A 17828-nucleotide genomic window follows, 5' to 3' on the forward strand; every position below is an offset into this window, starting at 1 on the left:
GTACCTGAGCGCTGCGCGCTCAGGAGAGAACGGCCTCGCTGCGCTCGGCCGGGAGGCCCCCCGCTTCGCGGGGGGCCAGGGAGCCACCTCGCTGCGCTCGGTGGGCGGGTCCCAGACCGCTGCGCGGTCTGGAGGTAATCCACCTCGCTGCGCTCGGTGGCCGGCCCTTCGGGCCGGTAAGGCCTGCGCTTCGCTTAGGCCTCAGGTCTGTTCGCTTCGCTCTCTGACCTGGGGGAATCCGCTTCGCGGCTTCCCGGGGGCGGGCTCCGCTTCGCTGCGCCCGGGGCGGCCGCTGCGCGGCCTTGGCCCGCGAAGCGGGCCCGGATGGCAGCAGAGGAAGGGGCGGCACTGTGCGGACACCTCCCCTGGCGGGCCCAACACGTATACCCCAGAACGGCCCTGACGGCCTGTCTACAGCCCACTGACCTGCGCAAACACCCCTGGACAGACCGGGCAGAGAACGAGCCCCACAAGAGCGTACAGCGCCCCATCTGTTCACCACCGCACCCCACCCACCACCAAAACACACCTACCTGACAGGCAGTCAGATGTACTGAGGGAATTCAATACGTCGGTCTGGAGGAATCTATGGACCGTCCTGATAGCCCATGAAATCGAATTCCAGCACACCCCGCATAAACCATGAGCGGCCCGACTAAGGGGCCAGGTCTGGAAATTCAATCCGCCCGCCACTACCGGGTGGAACGGCCGGGACCCTGCCGCGGCGCCACGCCTCCGCCGGCTTCAGCACGAACCGTCCCGGACGGGCTTGCGCCACTAACCCACCCGCTCGGCACCCTGCGTCCGGTGTGGGCCAGGACCTCACGGATCCGCGCACTCGACTCACTCACTCCATCAGGGAGCCCGGTGCGCAGCCGGGGGCTTGCGGGGCTAACCCTCACGCGGTCCACCCTCAGCCCACAACGGCCGAACGCCCCCGGGCAAGCGCCCTGTCAAGGACTCGCGAATCCGCTCTCCAGGGCCTCTGACCAGGCACGGAACGAATATTCGCGAGAACTCGCACCCGGCCGCGATCACTCGCACGGTTGCCCCTGTCCCGCCCACACAACCCGGCATGCCGACCCGGCACGCCCCGCCTATGAGGAGAACCCCATGTCCCGACTCGCCCTGCTCGTCGTCCTCCAGGCCGTCATCACCGGCCTGCTGCTCCTGGCCGCCCTCGGGTACGCCACGTACCGGTACCCGCGGCTCGTCGCACCCCTGGGGGTGGTCGGCGCATTCGCCGCCGCCTACGCCGGCACCCTCGCCGTCGTGGTCGCCCTATGACCACAGACCAGCGTCGCTGCCCGTGCCGGGCTGGCGCCCCCTGGGCTACCCCTGCTTCGGATGCGTGGACCAGCCCGCTCACTCGCTTCACCCGCCCCGGTCAAGTGTTCGTGAGCATCGCAATGACGACCAGGCCGACCGCGAGCAGGCCGGTCGAGGATCCCCGCCGTTCTCCCATCGGAGTGCTGGTGGTCCGGTGGGAGAACGGCTTACGGGGGGTCAGGACGGGGCCCCAAGGCACGAGTTCGGGCGGTGTTTCGCGAGGAGCGACAAACAGCGTTCTTTGGCACAAATCTGCTAGGGGCTTATCAAGGACCGAAACCCGCGAGATCTCGGCCCCCGTCGGCCGTCTTCACACAGCGGCTCTCGCTCCCGGCCAACCCCGGCGCAACGCCGGCACCTTCGAGAGGAACACCATGTCCACCACCACGTCCGCCCAGACCGAGACGAGCGAGACCGCCGACACCAACGCTCAGCAGCTGACCCGGCTGCGGCGCCAGCGCGACGGACTCATCGCGGTGCTCGGCGTCGTCCTCGCCATCGGCGGAGGTCTGCTGGTACGGCTGGCGCCGTCCTGGGCCGACCCGGCACAGGTATCCATCGGTACGGGGGGCCTGTACGCCGCGCTGATGGTGCCGTACCTGTTTCGGCGCCGGTGACGTCACCGGCAGACTCACCGGTTTCCTCCCCATCATGATCCGCGGTTTCCCAGTAGCCCGGTCGACTGACAACGGCCAGGACCCGAGAGCGACGTAATTGGCTGCCGTGAACGAGATGATCGTGATGGTGGGTCCGCCCGCCGGTCGTCAGTGCAGCCAACGGCCGGGGCAGGCCTCTGAGTACTCCGGCCGCTGCGCCCGGCGCCGGACTGGCCGATGGAGCACAAAGCGAGTGATCAGCCGATCACCGTCCACAACTGCGGCGGCCCCACACCGCGCCGAGAACGGCCTGCTACTGGTGGCTCACAAGCCGTCAGTCCGCCGGTGAGGTCCGGCATTGCCGCTGGTGATTCGCGGACACACCGGTGAGGTTCAGGCGGGGCGGCGCTGTGACCTGGGGTGGGGAGGTTCTCCCCTCGCCCGGTGAGTCACGGGCCAATCTGTTCTCTTTCGGTGACGTCGAGAAGGTGGCGGTGGTGAGGAAGGCGGGACGGCGAAGCCGTGTTGGGCGCCTTGCAGTTCCGTCAGCTCGGTGGGGCCGCCGAAGGCCGGCAGGCCCCGGTCGGCGCGCTGCTGGAACGGTCGAAGGGTCAGCGGGTCGCCCGGGTGATCCAGTCCGGGTATGCGGCTCTGCGGGGTCGATTGCGAACTCAATGGCTCGGCTTCGGCGCGGCAGCGTGTACGACCTGGGGGGCTTGGGGCCCCGCCTCGGGGATGAGGGGTGGTCCGGCTGGCGGGTGAGACGGGCCCCGTGGAGTGGGGGCTTGGGGTTGATGAGTGAGGTGGGGGGTGGGTTGAAGGATGGGGGTGTGGCCCTGGGAGGCAGGGTGCCCTGAAAGTTCTTCGGAGGATTGTGATGGTCGTGTCGCGTCGTAAGGCTGCTGGGCTGGTTGTGGCGATTGCTGTTACTGCCGGGTTGGTCACGGCTGCTGGGGCGTCTGCCGAGCATCGGGAGGGGAAGGCCTCGGTTGCGCGGGTGGTGGGGAGTGCGGAGTTTTCGTTGCCGTACTCGAAGGACGACGATGTGCGGTCGTTCAGCTTTGATGCGCGGGCGGTGCCGTACAGCCGGCCGTTGCCGGGGATTCCTACCGGGCTGCCCACGGATGCGTGGGGGACGGTGAAGGTGTCGCACTACTTCGCGGAGAACGGGACGACGGTCACGGCGGACGGGAAGGTCGACTGTCTGGTGACCGGGCCGCGCACGGCGACGTTGACGGCGATCATCACTCGGGTGGATGCCGGGGGGCCTGACTGGGTGGGGAAGCGGATCGGGTTCAGTGTGTACGACGGGGGCAAGGACGAGGGGCGGTCCGGTGACCGGGTCGGGTTCTCGTGGAACGGTGTGAACCTCCTGCCCGACGGTGAGAAGGAGCCGAAGGACGCGGAGGTCGGCACGTGCATGGCGCCGGCGCCGTATGCGCCGGTGACGAAGGGCGGGTACACGGTGCGGCACGTCGACCTGCCGTTGTTCCCCGGGCAGGGCTGAGCCGCTGGGCCGTCAGGCGTACGCGGAGATCAGGCGGGACAGGTGGCGGCCCGCTACCAGGAGCGGGGTCTGGCTTTCGCTGACCTGGGCGGCCATTTCCGCGCCTTCCAGGGTGCTGATGACGGTGAGGGCCAGGTCGCGGGCGTCGTCTTCGGAGAGGCCGTTCGCGAGGAGCTTGTCCTCGACCAGGCGGCGCCAGTTGGCGAAGGCCACCGCGCAGGCGGCCTGGAGGTCCGGCATGCGGCCGACCGATTCGAGGGCGGTGGCCGTCACCGGGCAGCCGTCGAGCCAGGTGGAGTCCCGTAGGGCCTCGGCGAGGAGGACGGCCACGGCTTCGACTGCTTCGGCGGGATCGGTGCGTGAGTCGAGGCCGCGTGCGAGGAGGGCGGCGAACTCCTGGTCGCCGAAGGCGATGGCGGCGACCGCGAGCTCCTGCTTGCCGCCGGGGAAGAAGTGGTAGAGCGAGCCGAGGGTGGCCTCGGCCTCCTTGACCAGCTGCTTCACCGGGGTGCTCTCGTACCCGCCGTGCTGCATGAGGCGGGAGGCGGTGCGGACCAGGCGGTCGCGGGTGCCGGGAGCGGCGGAGGTGGTCGCGGGCGTCATGGGCACGATCTTACCCCCGGAATTGGATAGAGCGTTCGTTCTAGTGCGTGCTACGGTCACCCAGAGCGCTAGAGCGATCGTTCTAGTCGGAGTGTTCACTTCAGGGGGAGACGTATGTCCACGGGCAAGAACAGCGTCAGTGTCGTCGGTCTGGGTCCCATGGGGCAGGCCATGGCCGCCGCTTATCTGGACGCCGGGTACGAGGTGACCGTGTGGAACCGCAGCGCCGGGAAGGACGCCGGGCTGGTGGAGCGCGGGGCGCGGCGGGCCGCCACCGCGGCGGAGGCGGTGGCCGCTTCCGGGGTCACCGTCGTGAGTCTGATTGATGTGGATGCGCTGTACGCGGCGCTCGGCGAGGCCGAGTTGGACGGGCGGACGCTCGTCAATCTCTCTTCCGATACGCCGGAGAAGGCGCGGGCGGCGGCCGGGTGGGCGGGCGCGCGGGGAGCCTCGTATCTGAGCGGCGGGGTGAATGTGAATCCGGGTGGGGTCGGCAAGCCGGAGTCGTCGATCTTCATCAGCGGGCCGCGGGAGGTGTACGAGCAGCACCGGGCGGCGCTCGACGTGCTGGGCGGTACGGACTTCCGGGGTGAGGAGCCGGGGCTGGCGCTGTTGTACTACCAGCTCAACATGACGATGTTCTGGACCGCGTTCACCGGCTTCTACCAGGCGGTGGCGATCGCGCGGGCGAACGGGCTGACGGCGGCGGACATCCTGCCGTACGCCGGGTACACGGGGGACAGCCTGCGCGGGTTCTACGAGTGGGCCGGGCCGGTGATCGACGCGGAGGACTACGACGGGTCGGCGGAGCGCCTGGCGATGTGCGCGGCGAGTGTGGAGCACGTGCTGCACACGGCGGCCGCGTCGGGCGTCGACACGGGGATCCTCGGCGCGCACGCCGACCTCTTCCGGCGGGGGATGGACGCGGGGTTCGGGGCGGAGAGCAGCACGCGGCTCGTCGGAATCCTTTCCGACGCTGCCTGACGGCTCGTCCCCGGCGCCGGGAAATCGGCTGGGGGTGGTGGCGGTGGGCGTTCTAGGGTGCGGGAATGAACCCTCTGCGCTATCCGCCCAAGCCCCGGCCCGGTGACCGCGTTGCGGTCCTTTCTCCTTCGGCGGGGCTGCCGGGGCTGTTTCCGCAGCCGTACGAGTTGGGGCTCGGCAGGCTGGTGGCGGAGTTCGGGCTGGAGCCCGTCGAGTACGCCACCACGCGCCGGATGGGGGCCTCGCCGGCGGAGCGGGCCGCGGACATCCATGCCGCGTTCGCCGATCCGGAGATCAAGGCGGTGATCAGCAGCATCGGCGGGGACGACCAGATCACGGTGCTGCCGCACCTCGACCGCGAGCTGCTGCGCCGCAATCCCAAGCCGTTCTTCGGGTACAGCGACAACACGAACCTGCTGGTGTTCCTGTGGAACCTGGGGATCGTCGGGTACCACGGGGGCTCGGTGATGGTGCAGTTCGGGCGGCCGGGGGCGATCCATCCGGTGACGGCGGAGTCGTTGCGGGCGGCGCTGTTCGGGCGCGAGGTCCTTTACGAGCTGTCGCCGGCGAAGGCGTTCGGGGAGGTGGAGGGCGACTGGGCGGATCCGGGGACCTTCGAGGCCGAGCCGGTGTCGGAGCCCGCGGACGGGTGGATCTGGCACCGGGCGGACCGCGTGGTCGAGGGGCGCAGCTGGGGCGGGAACCTGGAGATCCTGTCGTGGATGCTCATGGCCGACCGGGAGATCCGGTCGGCCGAGGACTACGACGGGTGCGTGCTGCTGCTGGAGACGTCCGAGGAGCTGCCGCGGGCGGATGAGGTGTACAGGATCCTGCGCAACATGGGCGAGCGCGGGCTGCTCCGCCGGTTCCCGGCGCTGCTGATGGCGCGGGCGAAGAGCTGGTCGTTCGAGCACCCGAACGGGCGCGAGGCGCGGGAGCGGTACCGGAGCGAGCAGCGCGAGGCGGTGCTGCGGGCGCTGGCCGCGTACGCGCCGGAGACGATGGCCGTCTTCGACGTGGACTTCGGGCACACGGACCCGCAGGTGGTGATGCCGTTCGGTGGTGCGGTGCGGGTGGACGGGCCGGCGCGGCGGATCAGCGTGACGTACTGAGGACCCACTCCATGATGTGGCGTGGATCACATGGGTTGGGGTGTGGGGGAGCGATGAGTTTTGTGGGGCGCGGGGGTCTGATGGTGTGTAAGTCCCCGCTAGGAAGAGGAAATCAGCCCCATGCGCATCGTGATCAGCGAGTTCATCAGCCTTGACGGTGTCGTGCAGGCTCCGGGTGGGCCGGACGAGGACACCGATGGCGGTTTTGCGCACGGCGGCTGGTCGCACCCGTTCTTCGCGGAGGTCGTGGGCGGGGCGTTCGCGGACGCCGTGAGCAAGGCCGACGCGCTGCTCTTCGGGCGTCGTACGTGGCAGACGATGGCGGCGGCGTGGCCGGGGCGGGCGGGTGACCCGTTCGCCGACCAGATGAACGCGCTGCCGAAGTACGTGGTGACGGGGACGCTGGGCGCCGACGAGCTGACGTGGAACAACACGACGCGGATCGCGGGCGACGGGGCTGTGGAGCGGATCCGGGAGCTGCAGGCGGCCGAGGGCGGCGACCTGGTGGTCATGGGCAGCCCGACGCTGGTGCGGACGCTGTTGAGCGAGGGCCTGGTCGACGAGCTGCGGCTGATGATCATGCCGGTGCTGCTGGGCGGCGGTAAGTCGATCTTCCCGGAGGGCGGCGGGCTGCAGGCGCTGGAGCTGGTCTCCAACGTGACCAGTGACACGGGCGTGCACGTGTGCACGTACCGGCCGGTGGCTGCGGCGGCCGCTCCCCAGGCGTAGCGGCGGCGCGTGGTCTGACGGTCGGCCCCCTGTGGTGGGGGCCGGCCGTCGGCCGTTCCGTACCGCCTGTGGTGCTCGGGGGCGTTCAGGCCGGGAAGCCGAGGGCGAGGGCGCCGACGACGGGGGCCATGTAGACCAGCGGGAACGGGATGTGTCCGTACGAGCGGGCGCGGATGACGGTGATGACCGCGCCGGCGAAGTAGAGGATGAGGCCGATGGCGGCCAGGATGCCGATGACCGGGACGAAGAGGCCGACCAGGAGGCCTACGGCTCCGGCGGCCTTCGCCAGGCCGAGCGGCATCCACCAGGCCTGCGGGACCCGGTAGGCGATGAACGAGTCGATGACCCACTGCGCGCGCGACAGGGCGGCGTAGGCCGAGAACCCGGCCATGGCGGCGGCGATGACGGTGACGACGGTGGCGGTGGTGGACATCTGCCGGCTCCTTCGGTGGCGGCCTGGGGTGCTTGCCCCGGCCGGTTCGCTGCGACCTTCACCCCCTTGACCCGGCGCGGCGGACGAGTGTGACCGCTCGCCGGAAATTCTTTTGGGGCGGTGTCGCGCGGCTCCTACGGTGGTGCGGTGATGAGTACTCAGATGACCACTCAGGTGATCGTTCTCAACGGTGGGTCCAGCTCGGGGAAGTCCGGGATCGCGCGGTGTCTGCAGGCGGTGTTGCCGGATCCTTGGCTGGCTCTCGGGACGGACACTCTGGTGGATGCGATGCCGGCTTCCATGCAGGCCTCGGATGACGGGATCGAGTTCTCGGCGGACGGCGAGGTCGTCGTCGGGCCGGAGTTCCGGACGCTGGAGGCGGCCTGGATCGCGGGGGTCGCCGCGATGGCGCGGGCGGGCGCGCGGGTGATCGTCGACGAGGTGTTCCTGGGCGGGCCGGACTCGCAGGAGCGGTGGCGCGCAGCCCTGGGCGGGCTGGGGGTGCTGTGGGTGGGCGTGCGGTGCGACGGCGAGATCGCCGCGGGGCGCGAGGTGGCGCGGGGCGACCGTATCGCCGGGATGGCCGCGTCCCAGGCGGAGCTGGTCCACCGGGGTGTCGTCTACGACCTGGAGGTGGACACGGGGCGGGCGGAGGCGCTGGAGTGCGCGCGGGTCATTGCGGGGCGGGTCGCGGGGCGGGCCGGCTGAGCGGTCCACTGCGCTTGGCGGACAGGTGTGCGGGTCGGCACAGGTGGATCGGCGATTTGCCGGTCGGACGCGCGACCGTCGACGAGTCTCCGTGGTGCCGGCTCAGCCCCGCAGCCGCGGCCCGAGCCCATCCGTTCCACGGCGTGCGTGAAGCATGAGAGATATACTTGCCTCCATACTTGATATCAATGAGGTGGACAATGAGCCGTACGGTGATCGACCTCGATGACGAGCTGCTCGCGGACGTGGCCAAGGCCCTGGGAACCAGCACCAAGAAGGAGACGGTCAACACCGCCCTGCGCGAGGTACTGGAGAACAGGCGTCGTGCGCTGGCTCTGACTCGCCTGCGCGCCGCAGCCGACGAAGGCGCGTTCGATCTGACACTCTTCGAGGACAAGCGGAACTACCGACGGTGAACGCCGCTCTCTACCTGATCGACACCAGCGCCCTCGCCCGCTTCATGCGGGGCGACGCCGAGCAATACGGCTGGGACCAGGCAGCGGCCGCCGGCCTGATCGCCACGTGCCCCATCACGGAGCTGGAGTTCTTCTACAGCGCCCGATCGGACGCCGACCGGGCACGCGGTATCGAGGACATCCGCCTGATCTTCGGCTGGGTCCCGGTCGACGACCGTGCCTACGGCCGGGCCTGGCAGGTCCAGGAGGCCCTCACCAAACAGGGCAAGCACCGCAGCGCCGGTGCAGTGGATCTCGTCGTCGCCGCGACCGCCGAGTTGCAGGGACTCACCCTCCTGCACTGTGACCACGACTTCGAGTGCATCGCCGCGGTAACCGGCCAGCCACTCCAGTGGTACGGCCCGGAAGGCCGTAAGTAGTCACGATCAGTTCCGTCACGCCGGCCGGCAGGGGGACGGTCGAGTGCGTGTTCCGGCTGACGCCGACGGTAGAGGCCGACGGTGCTTGTGTCCGGCCCCGGGCCGGGCCGGCTGCCGCCGAGTTGGGAGAAGCGCGTAGCGATCTGGTGGGGGGTGTTCGCCCGGGAGGGCGGGCCTCGGCGGCAACGCCGCGTGCCTATCCGGAAGGGAGTCGAAGGTGGGCCGCCCCGACTCCGCCAAAAGGGGCAGCCCACCGCGCACGCGCGACCGCTTCCCTCCGCCGACGCCCCCGCAGCGTCGCAACCCGCTACGGGGGCCCGTACTCGCTTACGCGTCCAGGACCGTGAGGTCCAGTGCCTTGAGGCGGTCGGGGTCGGCGATCACGTCGATGGTGGTGATCTGGCCTTCGGTGACGGTGAAGGACATGAGGGAGAGCGGGGTGCCGTTGACGATGACGACGACGCCCGCGGTGCCGTTGATGAGGGCCGGGCGGGCGAACGGGGACAGGCGGGCGAAGGAGATGGCCTGGGAGCCGACGGCCTGGGCGCCGGTGAGAGTGGTGGTGTGGCGGGCGCGCTTGGCGCCGCCGTCTGCGCGGAGGACGACGTCGGGGGCGAGGACGGAGACGAGGGCGTCGAACTCGCCGTCGCGGGCGGCCGCGAAGAACGCGTCGACGACCTTGCGCTGTTGGGCGAGGTCGGGGTCGGGCGACGGGGCCTGGCCCTGGACGCGGCGGCGGGCGCGGCTGGCGAGCTGCCGGGTGGCCGCCGGGGTCTTCTCCAACATCGGGGCGATCTCGTCGAAGGGCACGGCGAACATGTCGTGCAGGACGAACGCGAGGCGTTCGGCGGGTGCGAGGGATTCGAGTACGACGAGCAGGGCGAGGCCGACGGAGTCGGCGAGGAGGACCTGCTGTTCGGGGTCCGTGCCGCGGGGGCTGCTGACGACGGGGTCGGGTATGCGGATGTCGAGGGGGTCCTCGCGGCGGGTCTCGCGGGTGCGGAGGATGTTCAGGCAGATCCGCGCCGCGACGGTGGTGAGCCAGCCGGGGAGGTTTTCGACGTCGGTGGTGTCGGTGCGGTGGTAGCGGAGCCAGGTTTCCTGGACGGCGTCTTCGGCTTCGGCGAGGGAGCCGAGCATGCGGTAGGCGACTGCGCGGAGGTGGGGGCGGTGTTCCTCGAATCGGTCTGTCACTGGGGCATTTTCCGTCCCCGGACGGAGGGGTGACCGGGCGGGGTTCGGGCGAGCCGGGTTGCCTTGGGGGTCCGCCCCCACCCCGCGCCTCAAGCGCCGGCGGGGCTGGAAATGGCACCTGCCACGCCGGCGGGGTCGACGGTGCGCGGAGGTTAGCTGGGGCTCCGCCCCAGGCCCCGCGCCTCAAACGCCGGCGAGGCTGGATATGGCCCACTCAGGTTGAGGACCGCCTCATGCCGGCGGGGCTGGATACGGCCGCTCAGGTTGAGGACCGCCTCACGCCGGCGGGGCTGGATACGGCCGCTCAGGTTGAGGACCGCCTCACGCCGGCGGGGCTGGATACGGCCGCTCAGGTTGAGGACCGCCTCACGCCGGCGGGGCTGGATACGGCCGCTCAGGTTGAGGACCGCCTCACGCCGGCGGGGCTGGATACGGCCGCTCAGGTTGAGGACCGCCTCACGCCGGCGGGGCTGGATACGGCCGCTCAGGTTGAGGACCGCCTCACGCCGGCGGGGCTGGATACGGCCGCTCAGGTTGAGGACCGCCTCACGCCGGCGGGGCTGGATACGGCCGCTCAGGTTGAGGACCGCCTCACGCCGGCGGGGCTGGATACGGCCGCTCAGGTTGAGGACCGCCTCACGCCGGCGGGGCTGGATATGGCCGCTCAGGTTGAGGACCGCCTCACGCCGGCGGGGCTGGATGTTGCCCGTGGGCACCTCGGCGCGGCTGAGGGGGTGCCCACGGGGCTCCGCCCCGCCCCGCGCCTCAAACGCCGGCGGGGCTGGAAATGGCCCGCTCGGGCCGGGGTCCGGCTCGAGCGTCGGCGGGGATGGATATGCCGTGGGCACCCTGGCGCAGCTGGAGGTTGGGCGGGGGTGGGGTTGCTTCAAAGTTGGTGGTGGATAGGGATTGGAGGCGTTGTGGGGGGTTACTTGAAGGCGGGGAGGCTGCGTTCCACCCAGACTCCGAAGGGGGCGGCGGGGCGGTTGAGGAGCTTTTCCACGTCGGGGCTCACGCGCTGTTCGGCGGGGAGGGGGAGGCCGAGGATGTCGAGGGTGCCGTCGGCGATGGGCGGGGGCATGAACTGGGACATGTGGGCGAGGGCCTGCCCGCGGGTCAGCTCGACGAAGGCGACGTCTTCGCCGAGGACTTCGGCGAGTACGGCGGCCTGCTCGCGCGGGGTGACTGCGGCCGGGCCGGTGAGCTCGTAGATCTGGCCGGCGTGGCCGTCCTCGCTGAGGGCGACCGCGGCGACGGCGGCGATGTCCGCGGGGTCGACGACGGGGAGGGCGACGTCGGCGAACGGGGCCATGACGGTGCGCTGGCCGCGGACGGACTCGGCCCAGGCGAAGGCGTTGGAGGCGAAGCCGCCGGCGCGCAGGATCGTCCAGTCGAGGCCGGAGCCGCGTACGGCTTCCTCGAACTCGCGCAGCCGGTGGTGGGAGGCGGCGTCGGGCCGGGTCTCGGTGATCTGGGAGGAGAGGAGGACGACCTTGCGGACGCCGGCGTCGGCGGCGGCCTTCAGCAGGGTGGTGGCGCTCTCGCCGCCGGCGAGGAGTTCGCCGGCGAGCAGGATGAACAGGGCGTCGGCGCCGGTCAGCGCCTCGCCCATGCTCTCGGCGCTGCCGAGGTCGGCCTGGACGTGGCGGACGCCCGCGGGCAGTTCGGAGGCGAAGGGGCGGCGCGAGACGGCGGTGACCTCGGCGCCGGAGGCGGCAAGGGTCGCGATGAGCGGACGGCCTACGTTGCCGGTGGCTCCGGTGACGACAATCATGAACGGCTCCTCAACAAGGGTCATGGTGCAAGGGACAGCCGCTGTCGGGGGCGCCGGCGCGGGGGCCGGACGGTGTCCTTCGCCGTGATGTCAGCGACGCTAGCATCCTCAAGGTAGTAGGTACCTAGAGGATAGTGACTATCGCGATCGTGGTCACGGTCCCGGATGTCCCCGTGGACAGCGGACAGTTCGTGGCCGAGGCGCGCCAGGCGGGCGCGGGCCTCGGGAGGGCCGAGTACTTCGACGCGGGCGCCGAAGCCGGCCAGTTGGGCGGCGAGCACATCGAGGGACGGGCCGTCGGCCTCGATGTCCAGGCGCCCGTCGGGGCGTACGGATGCGGTGCGCAGCCGGGTGCCGAGCGCTTCGCGCAGGGCGGGGACCGCTTCGCGGTCGGCCGCGGCGTACACGGTGGCCGCGCGGCGGCGTTGCTCCTCGGCGGCGGCCAGGATGTGCCAGGCGGCCGCCAGGTCGAAGTCGGCGGGACGGCGGGCGGGTTCGCCGGTGGGGGTGACGGAGGTGACCTCGGTGTGGCGGATGGCGTGCAGGCCGTTGTCGCCTGCGGCGACGAGGTACCAGGTGCCGGCCTTGGACACGAGGCCGAGGGGGTCGACCGTATGCGTTGCCGGCCCCGTCTCCGTTGGCGGCCCGGTACCTGTTGACGGTCCGGTCCCCGTTGACGGCCCGGTACCTGTTGACGGTCCGGTCCCCGTTGACGGTCCGGTACCTGTTGACGGTCCGGTCCCCGTTGGCAGTCCGGTACCTGTTGACGGTCCGGTCCCCGTTGGCAGTCCGGTACCTGTTGGCAGTCCGGTCCCCGTTGGCGCTGCCGGCTCGGTCGTTGTCGATTCCGTTGCCGTCGTCGTCGTGATGTGGACGCGGCGGCGGTTGAGGACGGCCTGGCGTAGCGCCTCGTGGTGGGGGCCGCCGGTGGTGTGGGTGGTGTCCAGGCCGTCGACCAGCATCGATTTGCTGGCGTTTTCGGCGTGGGGGCGCAGGGGGGCCGGGACGGCGCGGATGAGTTTGCGCAGGGCGGTGCGCAACTCCGGGAAGGCGGAGAGGGGGCCGGCGGCCAGGAACAGGGCGCCGATCTCGCTTTCGGTGAAGCCGGTGAGGTCGGTGCGGGCGCCGCCGACCAGGCTCCAGCCGCCGCCGCGTCCCCGCCGGGAGTAGACCGGCACGCCGGCGGTGGTGAGGGCTTCGAGGTCGCGGCGGGCGGTGCGTTCGGAGACCTCCAGTTCGGTGGCGACCTCGCGTACGGTCACGCGGCCGCGGGCCTGGAGGAAGAGCAGGGTCGCGACCAGCCGGTCGGCCTTCACGGTGTTCCCCCCTCGCCGGAATCTCCGGTGATCTCGTACCTGTTATTTCCAGTATTTCTAATATTCCTAATAGGCCATGAGATGACCTCTTTTGAGGGGAAGATGAGTGCATGACCGAGAATGCGCATGCCTCCGGCTCCCCTGCCACGCCTCCGACCGCTGACCCCCGCGGCGGCCTTTTCAAGATCGTCGGACTGACCGGCCAGGTGCTGGCCGCGGTCCGTCCCGACCAGTACGACCTGGTCACCCCGTGTCCGGACTACTCGGCCCGGGACATGGCCAACCACCTGGTGTCGGTGCTGCGCCGGGTCACCGTGATGGGTTCCGGCGGGTCGTTCGCCAGCGTTCCGCACTTCGCCGAGGACGTCGCCGACGGCGACTGGGCCGAGGCGTGGGCCGTCGCCGCGAAGGAGTTCGACGCGGTGTGGTCCGACCCGTCGGTGCTGGGCCGTCAGATCGGCCTGCCCTGGGGCCCGGTGCCCGGGGTGATCGCCTCGGTGATCTACACCAACGAGTTCGTGCTGCACACGTGGGACCTGGCCAAGGCCACCGGGAAGAACCCGGAGTGGGACCCCGAGATGCTGGCCGCGCCGCTCGCGAACATGCACCGTGCCGTGCCGGCCGAGCCGCGTGGCGGCCCGGTTCCGTTCGGTCCGGTGGTGGAGGTTCACGAGGATGCTCCCGACATCGACAAGCTGGTGGGTTGGTACGGGCGTCGTCCCTGACGGATACGGATGTCGCCCGGCCGGGGGGCCGTCGTCCGAGGTGGACGGCGGCCCCCCGTCGCGTGCGCGTGCGGGCGGGCGGGCGGCCACGCGTACGTGCGTGGCTACCCGCGGCGCGCGTCCGTGCGTACGGTCAGCCGGCCGAGCCGATGGACTGGGCGAAGTCGAAGAACCGGTACGGGTCGTACTTGGCCTTGATGGTGGCCAGCCGGGAGTAGTTCTCGGCGTAGTACGACTGCTTCCAGTCCGTGAGGGCCGGGTCCATCCAGTTCTGGTACGTCTCGCCGTTGGAGTGCGGGTCGACGGCGGCGAAGCCGTTGTCGACCCAGGTCGTGGCGACCGCCTTGGCCTCGGCGGTGACCTGCTGGGGGTCGTTGATCAGGACCCGGTAGTTCACGGAGAACAGCGAGTCGCGGTGCACGTACGCGGTGTCGGTGCGCGCCAGGTCGTTGGCGGCGCCGCCGAAGAAGTGCAGGTCGAGGTAGCGGGCCTGGCCGGCCCGGCGGTCGGCGTCGAACGCGGACATCACGTCGGCCCAGCCGCCGCCCGCGTACGGGGCGCTCGCCAGGCGGGTGCGCTCCAGGCCGAACTCGGGGCGGGTGAGCACGCCGGCCGGGGACTTCTGCGAGCGCTGGCACTGGTCGAGGGTGAGCGTGGAGCAGCCGAAGATCATCATCATGAGCTGCTGGTACGTCAGGACGGCGTCCTGGCGGGCCAGCGGGGCGCCGGTCATGGAGATCAGGCGGGCGGCCTCGGTGGCCAGTTCGGCCGGGGTGCCGCGGGAGGCGAGCATGATGTTGACGTTGGGCACCGAGCCGGGGGCGGCGTCGGGCTGGACGACGTAGCCGCCGCCGCCGATGGTGCGGGGGGCGTCGACGAGCCAGCGGGTGGCGGCGTCGAGGACGTCGGCCGCGCGGTCGTACGGGAAGATCAGGTTGGTGATGGCCATCTGGTCGCCCACGTGCGGGGTGACGGTGAAGCGGGTGACCACGCCGAAGTTGCCGCCGCCGCCTCCTCGGATGGCCCAGAACAGGTCGCTGCGCGTGGTCGGGGACGCGGTGACGATGCGGCCGTCGGCGAGGACCACCTCGGCCGAGGTGACGGCGTCGCAGGCCATGCCCATGGGGCGGGTCAGGAAGCCGTAGCCGCCGCCCTGGAGGAAGCCGCCGGCGGCGACGGTCGGGCAGCCGCCCTCGCTGACGACGAGGCCGTGCGGGGCGAGGGCATTGAGGATGTCGACGTTCTTGGCGCCGGGGCCGATGTTGACGGATCCGCTGCCGGGGGCGACGGCGATGCCGTTGAGGCGGGACACGTCGATGATCAGGCCGCGGGTGGTCGAGTAGCCGCCGAAGCTGTGGCCGCCGCTGCGGACGGCTGCGGGCAGGCAGTTGTCGCGGGCGAAGCGGAGGGCGACGGAGACGTCGGCCGCGCTGGTGCAGTACGCGACGCCGCGCGGGTTGGCGGAGTCGAACTGGGCGAGTTCGAGCTGCTTGGCGACGCCGTAGGTGGGGTCGGCGGGCAGGACGAGCTGGCCCTGGAGGTTGCGGGCGAGCTGGCCCCAGGGGGTGTAGAGGGTGCCCGTCGCGTCCGCGGCCGTGGCGGTGGCCGTGGCCGTGGCGGCGGTGGGCAGGGCGGCGAGGCCGACGGCGGCCGAGCCCGCGCCGAGGAGTGCTCTGCGAGTGATCACGGGTTGTCCCATGGGTCGAGGTAGCGGATGCGGTGTGCGTGGCGGGGTGGTGGGTGTCGGGTTGCGGGGTGTGGCGCGCGGCCCCGCGGCGGGGCGGGCTGCCCCGGGGGAAGGCAGTGCGGCCCGCCGCGGGGCGGCGCCGGCGGGGTGTCCGGGCCCGTGGGCCCGGATCCCGTCTTGCCGGGCCGGGGTACGGACCCCCGTCCGGGTCCGGACCCCGGCCCGTGACCGGGGGCCCGGTCCGGGTCAGGGACCCGGTCCGTGGGCCGGGCACCCGGTCCGTGGGCGGGGCCCCGCCCCGGGCAACCCGGCTCCGCCGGGTACCGGGCTCTGCCCGGACCCGCGCCTCAAACGCCGGCGGGGCTGGGTGTTGCCCCTCAGGGCGCCAACGAAGGATGGGGGTTGCCCCTCAGGGCGCCGACAAAGGATGGGGGTTGCCCCTCAGGGCGCCGACGAAGGGTGGGGTTGGCCCTCGGGCGGCTGGTACCGGTCCGGGACCGGGCGCCGGTACCGGCCCGAGCCTGCCCAGGCCCGGGCGCTGGTACCGGTCCGGGTCGGGGGCTAGGAGACCTTGCGGCCTCGGATGCCCTGGCGGACCACGCCCTTGAGCATGGAGCGGCCGAGGTCGCGCATTTCCTTGGGTCCCTGGGTGCTGGCCCACCACATGAACTTCATCATGGTGGGGGTGGTGGCGCGGAAGAAGCGGTGGTCTTCCGGGTCCTTCCAGCCGAAGGGGGTGTTGACGGACTCGCAGTTGCGGATCGCCTCGAAGACGATGTCCGCGGCCTTGTCGCCGTCGATCTGGCCGGCCTCGTACGCCTCGCAGGTGTCGACCGTGATCTCGAACAGCTCCTTGAAGGCGTGGCTGTCCGGCCACCACAGGCCCGTGTACGGGGCGTTCTCCATCTCCTTGAAGTGGCGGTCGTCGCCGTCCAGGGAGAAGTTCTGGCGGGCCATGATCTGCCGCATGGTGGCCGGGGTGGTGAAGCAGGCCCAGACGCGGAAGACGGCGTTCCAGAGGCGGAAGTGGTCGAAGGCGATGTAGGAGGCGTTGACGATCTTGTCGTTGTGCTCCAGCAGGCCCTGCTCCAGGCGCTCCACGTACTCGAAGCGCTCGGCGGTGAAGTTGTTGTCGCGCAGCGCGTCCAGCACCCGGTAGGCGAGGGCGTCGACGACCTCGAAGGTGTTGGACAGGCCGCGGGAGTACAGCGGGTCGATGAAGCCGGCCGCGTGCGACATCAGGCACCAGCGGTCGCCGACCGTGCGCTTCGACGAGTACTGGATGCGGTCGGTGGAGACCCACTCGCGGACCCGCTTGGCGCCGTCGAACTGGCGCTTCACGGCCGGGTACATGTCGAGGTACTTGTTGAACTCCTCGTCCGGCGTCATGTCCGTCGGCTTCGGGTACACCCGCTCGTCGAACGTGAGGCCGACGCTGCACAGCGGGTTCTTGGAGTCCTTGTAGTTGTCGAACGGGATGATCCAGAACCAGCCGCGCTCGATCAGGTGGTGCAGGGTGCCGCCGTGGAAGGGCGACTCGGCCGGCGGGCGCAGCGCCTCGGGGTAGTTGCACACGTCGTCGTACGGCTTGACGCCGACGTAGTGCGTGAACAGCGAGCGCGCGTGGTGCTTGAGCCGCGACGGCTTCTCGCGCAGGTCGAACTTGTCGGCGAGCGGCGAGCGGAACCCGCTGGCGTCGATGAGGAACTTGCCGCGGAAGACCTCGCCGTTGTGGCCGGTGACGGTGACGCCGTCGTCGTCGAAGTCGATGTCGGTGGCGCGCCAGTTCTGCCGGAGCTCGCAGCCGTACTTGGCGGCGACGCTCAGGTAGTACGAGTCGGTGTCCTGCCGGTAGAGGTGGATGGCCTCGGTCAGCATCTTGGGGATCACGAACATGGTCGCTTCGCGCGGGTCCGGCTCGCGGTTCTTGCGCTGTGTGACGAATCCGAAGCTCTGCTTGCGGCCGTGCTGGGGGCCGATGTTCTCGGTGATCGCCTTCACGTCGAGCATGTGCTTGATCTCGGGGACGTCGTAGCGCACCGCGAGGATGTGCAGCCACTCGACGAGCTGCGGGTTCTGGGACTCGCCGACCGCGAAGCGCGGGTGCTGGCCTGCGTCGACGAGTACGACCTTGGCGCCCTGGCGGGCCAGGATGGCGCCGGTGATCGAGCCGGCGAGGCCCGATCCCAGGATGACGACGTCGCAGTCGTTCCACTCTTCGGCCTCGGGGGCCTTGTTCACTGCCTCAGCCTTGGTGGGCAAGACCGCACTCCTCTTCACTCGGGCTTTGCGGGTC

General features: G+C 70.8%; 18 protein-coding genes. 10 read left to right on the plus strand and 8 right to left on the minus strand.

The window, feature by feature from the left end:
- Positions 1-1113: 1113 nt before the first annotated feature.
- The 3 genes from OG764_RS39410 (at position 1114) to OG764_RS39420 (ending at position 3432) form a co-directional block, all read left to right on the plus strand.
- Positions 1114-1287: a hypothetical protein gene (locus OG764_RS39410; RefSeq protein ID WP_328973639.1), complete on the plus strand. Its 174-nt coding sequence runs from the start codon at positions 1114-1116 to the stop codon at positions 1285-1287.
- Between the two features lie 416 nt (positions 1288-1703).
- Positions 1704-1946 (plus strand): hypothetical protein, encoded by a 243-nt coding sequence (locus OG764_RS39415; protein ID WP_328973640.1) that lies wholly within the window; start codon positions 1704-1706, stop codon positions 1944-1946.
- An 856-nt stretch (positions 1947-2802) separates the two neighbouring features.
- Complete coding sequence (locus OG764_RS39420; protein WP_328973641.1) at positions 2803-3432, plus strand: hypothetical protein; 630 nt, start codon at positions 2803-2805, stop codon at positions 3430-3432.
- Positions 3433-3444: 12 nt separating this feature from the next.
- On the opposite strand, the gene OG764_RS39425 is transcribed toward OG764_RS39420, so the two are convergent.
- Positions 3445-4035, minus strand: a complete 591-nt coding sequence (locus OG764_RS39425; RefSeq protein ID WP_328973642.1) for a TetR/AcrR family transcriptional regulator — start codon at positions 4033-4035, stop codon at positions 3445-3447.
- Positions 4036-4149: 114 nt separating this feature from the next.
- On the opposite strand from OG764_RS39425, the gene OG764_RS39430 reads away from it, so the two are divergent.
- The 3 genes from OG764_RS39430 (at position 4150) to OG764_RS39440 (ending at position 6860) form a co-directional block, all read left to right on the plus strand.
- Positions 4150-5019, plus strand: coding sequence for an NAD(P)-dependent oxidoreductase (locus tag OG764_RS39430; protein WP_328973643.1), 870 nt, complete (start codon positions 4150-4152; stop codon positions 5017-5019).
- Positions 5020-5084: 65 nt separating this feature from the next.
- Positions 5085-6131: a S66 peptidase family protein gene (locus OG764_RS39435; RefSeq protein WP_328973644.1), complete on the plus strand. Its 1047-nt coding sequence runs from the start codon at positions 5085-5087 to the stop codon at positions 6129-6131.
- A gap of 120 nt (positions 6132-6251) precedes the next feature.
- On the plus strand, positions 6252-6860 hold the full coding sequence (locus OG764_RS39440) for a dihydrofolate reductase family protein (protein WP_328973645.1): 609 nt from the start codon (positions 6252-6254) through the stop codon (positions 6858-6860).
- Between the two features lie 85 nt (positions 6861-6945).
- Here OG764_RS39440 and OG764_RS39445 read toward each other — a convergent pair whose 3' ends face one another.
- Positions 6946-7293: a DoxX family protein gene (locus tag OG764_RS39445; RefSeq protein WP_328973646.1), complete on the minus strand. Its 348-nt coding sequence runs from the start codon at positions 7291-7293 to the stop codon at positions 6946-6948.
- A gap of 162 nt (positions 7294-7455) precedes the next feature.
- Between OG764_RS39445 and cpt the strand changes: the two genes are divergently transcribed.
- The 3 genes from cpt to OG764_RS39460 all read left to right on the plus strand — a co-directional run bounded on the left by cpt (position 7456) and on the right by OG764_RS39460 (position 8836).
- Positions 7456-8001, plus strand: coding sequence for a chloramphenicol phosphotransferase CPT (gene cpt, locus OG764_RS39450; RefSeq protein ID WP_328973647.1), 546 nt, complete (start codon positions 7456-7458; stop codon positions 7999-8001).
- Positions 8002-8201: 200 nt separating this feature from the next.
- Positions 8202-8417, plus strand: coding sequence for a type II toxin-antitoxin system VapB family antitoxin (locus OG764_RS39455; RefSeq protein WP_030031568.1), 216 nt, complete (start codon positions 8202-8204; stop codon positions 8415-8417).
- Positions 8414-8836, plus strand: coding sequence for a PIN domain nuclease (locus OG764_RS39460; protein WP_328973648.1), 423 nt, complete (start codon positions 8414-8416; stop codon positions 8834-8836). The genes OG764_RS39455 and OG764_RS39460 overlap by 4 nt, the downstream gene beginning before the upstream one ends.
- Before the next feature lie 327 nt (positions 8837-9163).
- Here OG764_RS39460 and sigJ read toward each other — a convergent pair whose 3' ends face one another.
- The 4 genes from sigJ to OG764_RS39480 form a co-directional block, all read right to left on the minus strand.
- The gene (gene sigJ / locus OG764_RS39465) at positions 9164-10030 is read right to left on the minus strand and encodes an RNA polymerase sigma factor SigJ (RefSeq protein ID WP_328973649.1); all 867 of its coding nucleotides are present in this window, start codon (positions 10028-10030) and stop codon (positions 9164-9166) included.
- 152 nt (positions 10031-10182) lie between these two features.
- Positions 10183-10746, minus strand: a complete 564-nt coding sequence (locus OG764_RS39470; protein ID WP_328973650.1) for a hypothetical protein — start codon at positions 10744-10746, stop codon at positions 10183-10185.
- 212 nt (positions 10747-10958) lie between these two features.
- Entirely contained in the window at positions 10959-11804 is an 846-nt protein-coding gene (locus tag OG764_RS39475) for an SDR family oxidoreductase (RefSeq protein ID WP_328973874.1), read from the minus strand.
- 20 nt (positions 11805-11824) lie between these two features.
- Entirely contained in the window at positions 11825-13120 is a 1296-nt protein-coding gene (locus tag OG764_RS39480; RefSeq protein WP_328973651.1) for a helix-turn-helix transcriptional regulator, read from the minus strand.
- Between the two features lie 110 nt (positions 13121-13230).
- Here OG764_RS39480 and OG764_RS39485 point away from each other — a divergent pair, with 110 nt between their 5' ends.
- Positions 13231-13845, plus strand: a complete 615-nt coding sequence (locus OG764_RS39485; protein WP_328973652.1) for a TIGR03086 family metal-binding protein — start codon at positions 13231-13233, stop codon at positions 13843-13845.
- Positions 13846-13978: 133 nt separating this feature from the next.
- On the opposite strand, the gene OG764_RS39490 is transcribed toward OG764_RS39485, so the two are convergent.
- On the minus strand, positions 13979-15532 hold the full coding sequence (locus OG764_RS39490; RefSeq protein WP_328973653.1) for an FAD-binding oxidoreductase: 1554 nt from the start codon (positions 15530-15532) through the stop codon (positions 13979-13981).
- A 561-nt stretch (positions 15533-16093) separates the two neighbouring features.
- Entirely contained in the window at positions 16094-17794 is a 1701-nt protein-coding gene (locus OG764_RS39495; protein WP_328973654.1) for an NAD(P)/FAD-dependent oxidoreductase, read from the minus strand.
- Positions 17795-17828: the final 34 nt, after the last annotated feature.

Source organism: Streptomyces sp. NBC_00239 (genome assembly GCF_036194065.1).
Classification (GTDB): domain Bacteria; phylum Actinomycetota; class Actinomycetes; order Streptomycetales; family Streptomycetaceae; genus Streptomyces.

Coding starts and splice junctions, on each gene's coding strand:
- OG764_RS39410 (WP_328973639.1), top strand. CDS start 1,114: ATGTCCCGACTCGCCCTGCTCGTCGTCCTCCAGGCCGTCATCACCGGC.
- OG764_RS39415 (WP_328973640.1), top strand. CDS start 1,704: ATGTCCACCACCACGTCCGCCCAGACCGAGACGAGCGAGACCGCCGAC.
- OG764_RS39420 (WP_328973641.1), top strand. CDS start 2,803: ATGGTCGTGTCGCGTCGTAAGGCTGCTGGGCTGGTTGTGGCGATTGCT.
- OG764_RS39425 (WP_328973642.1), bottom strand. CDS start 4,035: ATGACGCCCGCGACCACCTCCGCCGCTCCCGGCACCCGCGACCGCCTG.
- OG764_RS39430 (WP_328973643.1), top strand. CDS start 4,150: ATGTCCACGGGCAAGAACAGCGTCAGTGTCGTCGGTCTGGGTCCCATG.
- OG764_RS39435 (WP_328973644.1), top strand. CDS start 5,085: ATGAACCCTCTGCGCTATCCGCCCAAGCCCCGGCCCGGTGACCGCGTT.
- OG764_RS39440 (WP_328973645.1), top strand. CDS start 6,252: ATGCGCATCGTGATCAGCGAGTTCATCAGCCTTGACGGTGTCGTGCAG.
- OG764_RS39445 (WP_328973646.1), bottom strand. CDS start 7,293: ATGTCCACCACCGCCACCGTCGTCACCGTCATCGCCGCCGCCATGGCC.
- cpt (WP_328973647.1), top strand. CDS start 7,456: ATGACCACTCAGGTGATCGTTCTCAACGGTGGGTCCAGCTCGGGGAAG.
- OG764_RS39455 (WP_030031568.1), top strand. CDS start 8,202: ATGAGCCGTACGGTGATCGACCTCGATGACGAGCTGCTCGCGGACGTG.
- OG764_RS39475 (WP_328973874.1), bottom strand. CDS start 11,804: ATGATTGTCGTCACCGGAGCCACCGGCAACGTAGGCCGTCCGCTCATC.
- OG764_RS39485 (WP_328973652.1), top strand. CDS start 13,231: ATGACCGAGAATGCGCATGCCTCCGGCTCCCCTGCCACGCCTCCGACC.